This is a genomic window from Listeria rocourtiae FSL F6-920 (assembly GCF_000525975.1).
In the GTDB taxonomy this organism is placed as follows: Bacteria; Bacillota; Bacilli; order Lactobacillales; family Listeriaceae; genus Listeria_A; species Listeria_A rocourtiae.
In genome coordinates, this window is the sequence record NZ_AODK01000016.1 from 39,940 (window position 1) to 50,911 (window position 10,972).

Below are 10,972 nucleotides of genomic sequence, written 5' to 3' on the forward strand. Positions count from 1 at the left end.
AAACGTTATTTCTGTATTTCATACAGTATAAAACAGGAGATATCAATTATTTATTTGTAGTAGCGATATCTCACCCTGACATAAAACGAAGTAGCTTCAACTTCCCAGTACACTACTTCACCTAATAAAAGATAGAAAAAATTGATTCTTCTGCTTTCGAACTCCAAAAATTATTCTAAATTTTCAGAATGTAAAATCCAGAAGTTAGATCAATGGTTGTTCTGTTTAAACCTCAATAAGAATCGCATTTTTTCAAGTTAATCTGTTGCTTTGAAAAGAAAGCTGTATAAATAGCAATGCTAAGCTTCTCTATTTATACAGCCACTCATGATTTGGATTTTAAAATACTAGTATGTGTTCTTACAACCTTTGGTGACTTTTAGATACACATTTATTTCAATTAAAGTAAAACATTGACTGTAACGCGTTCTAATTCTGTCGTACCATTTGACATAACCATCTCTACTTTTTGATCTACACTCGTTACAACTTTATTTGCCGCTACTTTATAGGTCATTGTCTCTGGATCTAGGGCACTATTCTTCACCACTTGACCATCAATGTACAACACTACTTTTGTTGCTGCTTTGTCATACGTTCCGGTAATGTATTCCTCACCAATCGTGTAATCATTAGCTGTTAGTGTATACTCTGGGATAGGGGCATCTTTCACGTTGACAGATACACGTTTTAATTCCGTTGCTCCTTTGGACATTACCATCTCTACTTTTTGGTCTTTACTTGTAACAACTTTATTTGCTGCGACTTTATAGGTCATTGTTTCTGGATCTAGGCTACTATTTTTAACAGCTACACCATCAATATATAGCACTACTTTGGTTGCTTCTTTATCGTATTCTCCTGTAATATACTCTTCACCAATAGTGTAATCATTGGCAGTTAATATCAGTTCCTGCTCAACTAATGACACCTTAGCTTCTTCTTTTTCATTTCCTTCTGAATCTAGACTCACAACCTTTACTTCATCAGAAGTACTTGAAATTGTACTCATATATGCTCGGAATTCTCCATCTACAGGTGTAACATTATTGACGGCCTTACCATTCACGTACACACGAACAGTGGCTACATCACTTCCTACTTTTCCTGTTAAATAAGTAGACTGTCCTACGATAAATTGATCTGCTGTAATAGAGTAATCTTTTTCAGAGGCTTTTACAATTGTTGTCGCAGTCGATGTTTGTCCATTAATGGTTGCTATAGCTTCTACTGTAACCCCTTCTTTTTGTGTTGGAATTACAACGCTATACGTACCATCTTCTTTAATGGTTCCAGATCCAATAACTTGGTCCCCCACTTTAATTTCAATTGTTGCACCAGCTTCTCCTGTTCCTGTAGCCTCGGTTGAGTCAGCTGTAAGTTCATTTATTGTTGTTTCTTCCATTTCGCCTTTTACAACTGTTGATGCTGACGATGTTTGCCCCCCGAGAATTGCATTAGCTTCAACTACAGTTCCTTTCTTTTGTTTCTTAACTTCAATGCTGTAGGTGCCATCTTCTTTAACCTTACCAGATCCGATAAGTACATTGTTTGCAGTAATTACAATGTCTGCTCCTGGTTCACCTGTTCCTGTAACTGTCGTTGAATCAGTTGTAAGTTCATTTATTGTCGTTTCTCGCATTTCTTTTTCTTCACCCACAGATAGCTTACCGTAATTACCTAGTTTAAAATTTTGCTGTAATTGATAATTATCTGATACGAGGTTTTCAGATTCATTCCGTTTAATGTCCATGCTTGTTGACCCAGTAATCCAAGAGTTTAGAGGAAGCGAATTATAATCCCCACCTATTTTGTTCCAAACCTTTAAAGATGCCATTTTTATGTTTAATTTCGCTTTTACAGAATCTATTAACGGGGCATCCTTCTTCCCATTAGTAATAGAGAATCCTTTTGGTGCATTTACTTCAATTTGAGAATCTGAACCTAATTTAATGACCTCTTTTTGGTCCGTTTTTGTGTCCGTTTGGGAATCTTTTGCTCTCTTAATATACATAGATGATCCAGATAAAGCATTCAGTGAAGATTTTGATTGGAGGTCTATTGCAGGTTGGTTATCACCACGGGACTCCACATTAACAACACTGTCCTTCTGTGCAGTTACATATACACTACTGTACGTCCCATATATGCCTTCCTTTTCGTTTGAAATTAAATCTAAATTCCCTGCTGTTGATAGTGCCCCATCAGTAGATTCAAATCTAAGCGATTGATTCTTAGAGTGTACTCTGAGAGAAGAATTTTTTTCCTGATTTAATTGATCAAATAACCAAATACCATAGAGAGAAGACCCTGTAGTGTCTAAGCTCACATTGGCGCCTTCTTTAACAATCAAATTTGTACCCTGTATTCCAGCAACAACTCCATCTACTTTTGCTTTAATGGAACCTTTTAGAATCATTGTACCGTATAATGAGTAGGCCAATTTCTTACCTGAACTCGTCACATTATCTAGTGTTATCGTTGCATCCTTATACTGACTCCAGAAAAGAGGTAAGACACCTTGATTAGCAATGTTTATATTACTTACAGTTGCATTCCCATCTACTTTAGCAAAACCAATCCCATGGCCGTCCATGTCAATTGTATGACCTTGTCCATCTAAATTCTTATCCGTAGTAAAATTAAATGCAGACTTAACAACAATATCTTTTTTCAAAGTTATATTGACAATATTAGGGTCTTGTAATGCTTGCTTTAGCCCTTCAAATGTTGAGACCTCCGCAGATGTCGCTCTTTCTTTTTCTGTCACTGTGTGAGCTACGCTTTGAACTTTACTTGCTGATGCACTTTCTGGAATCATCGTGACTATTTGACTTCCTAAAAGCACAGTTGTTAGCATGATAGCACTACTTTTTTTCATCATTTTTACGTTTAACATTGATAGCATCTCTCCTTAATATTTTTTTCAAACTAGTTATTTTTTTCACAAAAAGCTTTAAACGACTCACCTCCTTTAATTGCTAGCAATTCTGTTTAATACACTATTTTTCTAGGCTTTAAATGTTCTCTATTATACTTGCCAGCTCTTTAACATATGTTAAAGTATACATCTTAATTAGTTGAATAGAGTAATATTTTTTATAAATAGGTATCATTACAAAATATAATAACGCCCGTGCACAGGGCTAAATCGTTTATGTTCATTCATATTTTAAAGAATAATCGTAGTCTCTACGGTAGATATCTTCAAACCTGAGTAGATTAATGAAATGAGGATCCATTTGCTTCGTGTTCGTCGATTGTAGATACTTTAACCATTGATTTTCTCTATTAGTAGCGTATGCCAATAACCGAGATACTTCCTCTGATTCCTTAGCAATATCAACAAATATTTCTGGCAAATGCCATAAAATACAATCTGTTTGCGCTATGTATTTAGTAGTTATGTGTAAAATGGTGTCTTTTACACCAAAAATGTCTCATTCCCCTTTTTGGAAGTGTATTCGTATGAAATAAATCCCTCATCAATTATAAATAAACCTTGCTTCAATTCAATGCTACTCCCTGCCGACATTTTTTCAAGGACGGCATACTTTTGAAATAAAATTAGATCTGTAAAATAAAATAGATTTCTCAATAGAATAATCCCTCTCCATCCTTTATTTATCAACCTCCACGGTTAATATCAATAATTTGTATTACTATTATCCTTTTATACATTCTATTTTTTTAAAAGTATAGACTATGCTTTACTCCTATTAACTTTTTGTGCTAAAATTAGCCCTAGCATGCTATTTAGTGAGTAGTTCTAGCGCTTGCAATAAATCTATAATAAGGAGGTGCCAAGATGTTTCAGTGGTTAGAAACATTTATTTCTGTCTATGAGAACAATAATTTTACAAAGGCTGCTAATGAACTATCTATTTCACAACCAACAATATCTGTACACATAGAAAAATTAGAAACAGAGATCGGCGTCGTCTTGTTTGAACGAAGCAGCAACAAAAAGATTACTCCCACACTTGCTGCCCATTTTCTATACGAAAAAACGAAACGAATGCAAAGTAGTTGGGACAATGTAATAGATGAGCTAGTTAGTATAAGTAGCGGGAAAAACCGGTCATTTAAAATTGGCGCTTCACAAACAATTGGAAACTACCTCATCCCAAAAGTCTTAGGTAAATTGCAAAAAGCATTTCCTAAGGTCGATTTTGAAATTATTATTGATAATTCCGAAAGCATCTTTCAATCTGTTTCTATACTAGATACAGATATTGGGTTAGTTGAATCTCCTTTAGTATCTTCTAATATTGACAGGCAAGAATTTATGTATGATAGAATGATATTATTAGGCAAGCCAGAGAGCACAACATGGATTTTAAGAGAAGAAGGGTCTGGTATCCGAGAATATTCTGATAGGTACATGATGGAACATAATATATCACCAGAAACAGAACTTGTCATTAATAGCAATGAAGTTATTCTGCAATTAGTTGAACTTGGTTATGGGCGCACACTCCAATCAGAACTTGTGAATTACTCAAGTTCTATAGAAGCCGAAGAAACATTGTTGATAAGACCACTATATGCAATCTCAAATAAAAATCATCCAGACTTAGATAGGCAAATCATTCAGTTTATTTTCAGTTTATTTAATCTGTCAAAAAACAAACCGTATGGACGATGGCCTCTTTGATTATTGTCCATACTTTTTTCAATTAATTGCAATACCTACATACAATATCGACTAAGCATACGTATGTTCCACCTTATCTACAGCAATCCATGAAAATAAAGCTTTTTTTATTTTATAATTAACTTTTTTATCTGAATTATCAAAAATAATATACAATGGCCTGAAAATATCCGTTCTATTTAGTACGTTATAATTATCCATGTCCAACAGACTTGATATGATTGTTTTCCCTAGGCCCTGTTCTATCGTTTTTAAAATAGCTAGTTGGGTATTAAACTTTATTACTGTCTCAGGTTTTGCTTTACTACGCATTAAATATTGATTAATATGCCGCTCCATACTAGCTTCCCCACTATGAAATAGCCAAGTACCCTCTCCTTTCCCTACAACTACCATTTCATCGTGCATAAAGATTTTAGATTCTAAAGCAGTATTATCAGTATCATAAGATTCCACTAAACCAATATGTGTTTTTGATAGCTGCATTGATTTAACAATCTCCGAAGAGTTAGCGATATAAAATTCAAATTGGTGCTGTGGAAATTCCTCTTCTAGCTTACTTAATAGTTTTGGTACCATCGTATTCCCAATCGTTTCAGAAGCACCAATAACAATAGGCTCATACGCTTTTTGCTCTAATTGCTTCAGTGTATTTACAGTACTCTCCCACTCATTTTGTAATTTTTTGCATTCACCGTAAAAAAAACGGGCTGCGATTGTCGGCGATACTTGTACATATTTTGTTCGCTCAAAAAGAGTGATTCCCAATATTTTTTCCTAAACTGCTGATTTGATTAGAGACCGCTGATTGAGAAAGGTATAAATGGCGCGAAGCTTTAGTAAAATTTTGAGCATCATATACAGCAACAAATGTCTTTAGTAATCCAAACATACCAATAAAAACTCCCTATAAGAAAAGTTATGACAACTACATTATACTAAACAACAAAAAAACATATTAAACGCAGATAAGTAATTGTTGTCATTAATTTTTCGGATACCTGAAATCACAATGACTTCATACCATCACTAAATTCAATGGCATTAATAAAATCAGTAGCATTGTTTTACATATACCTCTTCTTCTAAAACCTGTTCAAAGGGTAGTGATAAATACAAAGAGGAGGATCAGAAACCTTAAAATAGTTTCTAATCCCCCTCTTTGATTTACATATAATCCATCGAGTTCTTCTAGCTATTTATTTAACGTACTATTCCTGCGCCCAAATGTAAAATACAAAATTAATCCTAGTAAGAACCAAACTCCGCATGCAATCCACGTCGCCATAGAAAGCCTTGTAATCAGGAAGAGACACATTAGAAAGGACAAAATCGGTAAGACTGGATACAATGGTGTTTTAAATCCACCACTACCAATCGATTTGTTGCGACGTAAAAAAATAATACCTATGGAAACCATCATGAAAGCAAACAACGTTCCCATATTTACTAGTTCTGCCAATCTCTGAAGGGGTACGAATCCCGCGAAAAACATCACGATAACGGCATACGTCCAGGTACTTTTAATAGGTGTGCTCGTTTTTTCATCAATCTCTGCCATACTTTTTGGTAGTAAACCATCGCGCCCCATAGCATAAATCAGACGGGTCCCACCATAAAGCATCACTAGAATCACCGTAATCATACCAACAACTGCACCTAGTGAAACGATACCAGCAATCCAATTCTGATTGATTACCTGTAAGGCAAACGCAACAGGATCAGCAACATTCAACTCTTGATATGATACTATTCCTGTCAAAACAATCGAAACAGCGATGTACAATATAGTACAAACAAGGAGAGAGCCTATAATTCCTATTGGCATATTCTTCTGTGGGTTCTTCACTTCTTCTGCAGCTGATGAAACAGCATCAAAGCCAAGATAGGCAAAGAAAACCAAGGCAGCCCCGTTTAATACACCACTAAACCCAAATGGCATAAACGGCTCCCAATTAGTCGGTTTCACGTAAAACATACCCACCAAGATAAATAGTAATATAACACTGATTTTCAAAATGACCATAAAAGCATTAACACGCGTCGATTCACGAACACCACGTGTCAATAGGTAAGCAATAATGGCTACAATTGCAATCGCTGGAATATTGACATACGTTCCTGCTGCTGGGTTAAATGCCCCTGAAATCGCATCAGGAATATGGAGATTAAACCCAGATAGTAACGTTTTAAAATAAGAAGACCAACCACTTGCAACGGATGCCACAGCAAGCCCGTACTCTAACAATAAGGCCCAGCCGAGCAACCATGCGATAAACTCACCAAAAATCACATAACCATATGTATAGGCGCTTCCTGCTACTGGCACAGACGAGGAAAATTCAGAGTAGCAAAGAGCCGCAAGTGCGCAAACAACAGCTGCAATGATGAACGATATGACAATCGCTGGACCAGAATAAAGTGCCGCAATTGTTCCAGGCAGAATAAATATCCCCGTACCAACAATCGCTCCTATTCCTAAAAAGACTAAATCTGTCGCGCCTAGCGTTTGTTTCAAATGAATGCTATTACTTTTATTATGAATAAGTGCTTCTAACGGTTTTTTTCTTAGTAATGATTTAAAAAACATAATTTTATACTCCCAACTTTTTTGTTCTAAAACATCTTTGAAACTCTTTTTTTCCATCATACCTTTAAAGCGAATATGCGTCAATGCTTTAAACAACATATGTGCTACAGTGTAAAGTAGTTTTTCTATAGTAAAAGCCCTCTGAAAAATCAGAGGGCTTTAAGATTTTATTTCTCATCTGCAACAAATGGTAGCAATGCTACTTGGCGTGAGCGTTTGATAGCAATCGTTAATTTACGTTGGTATTTAGCGCTCGTTCCAGTTACACGACGAGGAAGAATTTTTCCACGTTCGGAAATGAATTTCTTCAGTAATTCAGTGTCTTTATAGTCAATATGCGTAATTCCGTTCGAAGTAAAGTAACAAACCTTTTTCCGACGGCGTCCGCCTCTGCGTCCTCCAGCCATTATAATTTCCTCCTATCCAAATTAAAATCCAATAACACGCTCGCTTGTTTCCCGTTTTTTAGAACGGTAAATCGTCATCTGAAATGTCGATTGGCTTACCATCGCTAGCAAATGGATCAGCGTTGCGCTGTGCTTGGTAACTCTGAGATTGAGGTTGTTGTTGGTTCTGTTGTCCGTAGCTATTATCATTTTGTTGGTTAAAGCCACCACCAGTGTTTCCACCGTACGATTGCTGCCCACCAAAATCATTGTTATTGCTGTAGCCGCCACCATTTCCGCCACTGTTTGCACTGCGGGGTTCTAGGAATTGGACACTCTCAGCAAGAATTTCTGTTACATAGACACGCTTGCCATCTTGACCTTCATAATTACGCGTTTGAACTTTACCATCCACGCCCGCCAAGCTTCCTTTTTTAAGGAAATTCGCAACGTTTTCGGCTGGCTTTCTCCATACAACACAATTAATGAAATCTGCCTCACGCTCTCCAGCCTGATTTGTAAAGTTACGATTTACAGCAAGTGTAAATGTCGCAACTGCAACACCAGCAGGAGTATAGCGCAATTCAGGATCTTTTGTCAGACGACCAACTAATACAACACGGTTCATCATAAGTAGAACCAACCTCCTCTCTTTTTTCATAAAAACCCGAGCCATACTCAGGAAATATTAAACTTCTTCTTTAATAACCATGTGACGAATGATATCATCGGAAATTTTTGCTAAACGGTCAAATTCATTGATAGAATCCGCAGTTGTAGCAGAAACACGAGTGATTTGGTACAAGCCGTCTTTATGGTCTTCAATTTCATAAGCCAAGCGACGTTTACCCCAATCCTTCGATTCGATAATCTCCGCACCATTGTCAGTTAAAATGCTGTCGAAGCGCTCAACTACAGCTTTCTTCGCCTCATCTTCAATGTTCGGACGGATAATGTACATAATTTCATATGTTCTTGCCATCTCTTTACACCTCCTTGTGGTCTTAGCGGCCCAAAGGTTGGTTCATAAGTGATATAAACCGGCGGCAAGCGTTCGCATTCTACCAATTTTCCGGACTTCCGGTTCTCATGTACGCAAGTACATTCCGCTTCCGGCTTCCACAAAATTGGTAGAATACAAACGCTTTCGCTCGATTTGTTTAAAGCAGAATTTTACGTCCTACCCACAAAAAAATAGGTTCGACACATAATCTTCTTAAAGACTTTCTCTCTTAAGACAACAACCTCTCCAATCTTTCAGTCGTATTTTATGACTGAAAAACTGAAAACGGGCAAGGAATAATTTTTAATTACTCACGAGGTATAATTATAGCATAGCTTATTAGGTATCGCAACTATGTTTAGTATGAGAAAAGCGCTAGAATTTTTTTCGCCTTTCTTCATTAAATAGTTTTATAATGATTAGAAGTACATCAACAGCTTAAATTTGACCTTAGCTGCATTTTTCATTAGGATATTAATATAGGATATTTGGGAGGTTTTATTAATGAAAAATATTATTCCCGCATCAGATTATCGTCGGTTAAAATTACTTAATTTACTTTTCTTTACCGAGGCGCCCATTATAAAAAAAGAAGTTGCTACTATCATTGAATGTTCTGTTAATACACTAAATGCAGACATTGAGGTGCTCAACTCCACGTTTCCAACTGAGATGGCTCACATACATGAAATGGATAAAAAGCTTTCGCTAAAAACGACATCTCAAATTAATTTTGATTACTTAACAGCGTATATGATTTCTACTAGTCATCTGTTTCAACTGGCTCTCTCTGTTTTTAATGGGGAGAAAACGACTATTTCTGAATGGGCAGAAAATAATTTTGTTAGTAGATCTACTTTTTATGTCAAGCTAGCCGAGGTAGACACTTTCTTAGCTAAAAGCCGCCTCGTGCTTAACAATGCTCCGCTCGAAATACAGGGGGGGGAGGTAAATATTCGCTTCTTTTTCTATCATTTATTCAGTAAGTGCAATCCTTATACTGGTTGGCTAATAGATGATTTTGATTTTGAAAATTGCATAGATAAATTTATTCAAAAATTCGAACAACATATAAATGTCTATTTTTCTCAGAGTACTCGTATTGATTACGCGACCGCCATCGCTGTCTCGTTAAGAAGGATAAAACAGGGACATACGGTTAATGCTTCGGATGAAGATGAAAAATTCTGGAAAGATATCTATACGTATCATAATGCGATGGAGATTGATTTTAGTGATTTAGAAGAGGCGCTTGGTTCTCAACTGGTCCCTGTCGAACGCTATATGCTACTGATGATGTCCTCTCTTGGCTCTTTCACCTATGTCAACCAGGAGAGAATGAAGATGCGTCTTTACTATAATGAGAGATTTCAAAGTGCGCGTTTGCCAATCACAGAAGACCTTTTGACAATTGTCGACAATCAGATTGCAGATACTTTAGCGTTAAAAGTGACGATATTGGACTACTTAGCGCGGTTTCTATTTATTGAAAAGACTAATTTGATTCTAGATGTTGATTATTTCTCTAAAAAATTAACTCCTGACACAGAGGATAAAGAAAAAATTCTCACTATCCTAAAAAAATATGAAAGCCAGCCTGACTATCAGTACTTACGATCCAATAGGGAAGTTATCGCGACTTATGTTCATACCCTATTTTCAGTTGCTTTATTGACAGAAAGCTATACTAGGCTGCTCCATATTAAGATTATTTCAAAAAACGGTTTTATGTGGGAAGAGTATTTAAAAACACAGATCAGGCGTTATTACTCAGAAGAAGTTATTATTTTCTGTGATGATCTTAAACCTAGAGAACATTGGGCTCAGCATGACCTTATCATTAGTGACTCACCCTTGCCCAATATAACAGATGTCGAAGTATTAGTTTGGCATATGCCACCAATAAAGCGCGATTTTGCAGCCTTAGGTAAGATTGTAGATGCTAGACTTGAGAATAAATAGAAAAAAAGTATGCTCCTCTAATTAACGTGGAGCATACTTTTTTAATAAGCGCGCATAAAAATTCGTTTTCAAGCATAAAAATGAATGCTGTTTTTACAAAAAAAATGATGTCATTTTTGTGAATTATCATTTTAAGCTAAAAATAATTGCTGTATTTTAGTGACTTGCAACACGAAATGCAGGTAAGATATAGGTAAGAGGAAAAGAGAACCGCGTGTTCATTCCTAGTTAAATAAAATAGAAAGTGGTGATTTAAACGCACGGTTTATAACGCATATGTTGCAACTGTCGTGCAGTTAGATACTTAATGAGCAATCAAAAAATGATGTTTTGAAAAATATAAAAAACATGAAAAAATAACCTGACACAATTAA

Annotated in this window: 9 protein-coding genes; 2 read left to right on the forward strand and 7 right to left on the reverse strand. The window is 36.0% G+C overall.

Going from position 1 to position 10,972, the window contains the following annotated elements; translation table 11 throughout:
- Positions 1-400 precede the first annotated feature (400 nt).
- Positions 401-2,899: an immunoglobulin-like domain-containing protein gene (locus PROCOU_RS06530; protein WP_036070678.1), complete on the reverse strand. Its 2,499-nt coding sequence runs from the start codon at positions 2,897-2,899 to the stop codon at positions 401-403.
- 909 nt (positions 2,900-3,808) lie between these two features.
- Here PROCOU_RS06530 and PROCOU_RS06540 point away from each other — a divergent pair.
- Positions 3,809-4,657: a LysR family transcriptional regulator gene (locus tag PROCOU_RS06540; protein WP_051994248.1), complete on the forward strand. Its 849-nt coding sequence runs from the start codon at positions 3,809-3,811 to the stop codon at positions 4,655-4,657.
- A 51-nt stretch (positions 4,658-4,708) separates the two neighbouring features.
- Here PROCOU_RS06540 and PROCOU_RS06545 read toward each other — a convergent pair whose 3' ends face one another.
- The 6 genes from PROCOU_RS06545 to rpsF all read right to left on the reverse strand — a co-directional run bounded on the left by PROCOU_RS06545 (position 4,709) and on the right by rpsF (position 8,615).
- Positions 4,709-5,425: a LysR substrate-binding domain-containing protein gene (locus tag PROCOU_RS06545; RefSeq protein WP_036070682.1), complete on the reverse strand. Its 717-nt coding sequence runs from the start codon at positions 5,423-5,425 to the stop codon at positions 4,709-4,711.
- The gene (locus PROCOU_RS19265; RefSeq protein ID WP_077913353.1) at positions 5,406-5,549 is read right to left on the reverse strand and encodes a helix-turn-helix domain-containing protein; all 144 of its coding nucleotides are present in this window, start codon (positions 5,547-5,549) and stop codon (positions 5,406-5,408) included. Before PROCOU_RS19265 ends, PROCOU_RS06545 begins: the two co-directional genes overlap by 20 nt.
- 303 nt (positions 5,550-5,852) lie before the next feature.
- Complete coding sequence (gene bcaP, locus PROCOU_RS06550) at positions 5,853-7,247, reverse strand: branched-chain amino acid transporter BcaP (protein ID WP_036070703.1); 1,395 nt, start codon at positions 7,245-7,247, stop codon at positions 5,853-5,855.
- Between the two features lie 167 nt (positions 7,248-7,414).
- Complete coding sequence (rpsR, locus tag PROCOU_RS06555) at positions 7,415-7,654, reverse strand: 30S ribosomal protein S18 (protein WP_036070684.1); 240 nt, start codon at positions 7,652-7,654, stop codon at positions 7,415-7,417.
- A 58-nt stretch (positions 7,655-7,712) separates the two neighbouring features.
- A complete protein-coding gene (gene ssb, locus PROCOU_RS06560) occupies positions 7,713-8,264 on the reverse strand; it encodes a single-stranded DNA-binding protein (protein ID WP_036070687.1) in 552 nt (183 codons plus the stop codon).
- A gap of 57 nt (positions 8,265-8,321) precedes the next feature.
- Positions 8,322-8,615, reverse strand: a complete 294-nt coding sequence (gene rpsF, locus PROCOU_RS06565) for a 30S ribosomal protein S6 (RefSeq protein ID WP_036070689.1) — start codon at positions 8,613-8,615, stop codon at positions 8,322-8,324.
- Positions 8,616-9,140: 525 nt separating this feature from the next.
- Here rpsF and PROCOU_RS06570 point away from each other — a divergent pair.
- Positions 9,141-10,598: an AcpB/EbpR/MafR family transcriptional regulator gene (locus tag PROCOU_RS06570; RefSeq protein ID WP_036070692.1), complete on the forward strand. Its 1,458-nt coding sequence runs from the start codon at positions 9,141-9,143 to the stop codon at positions 10,596-10,598.
- Positions 10,599-10,972 lie beyond the last annotated feature (374 nt).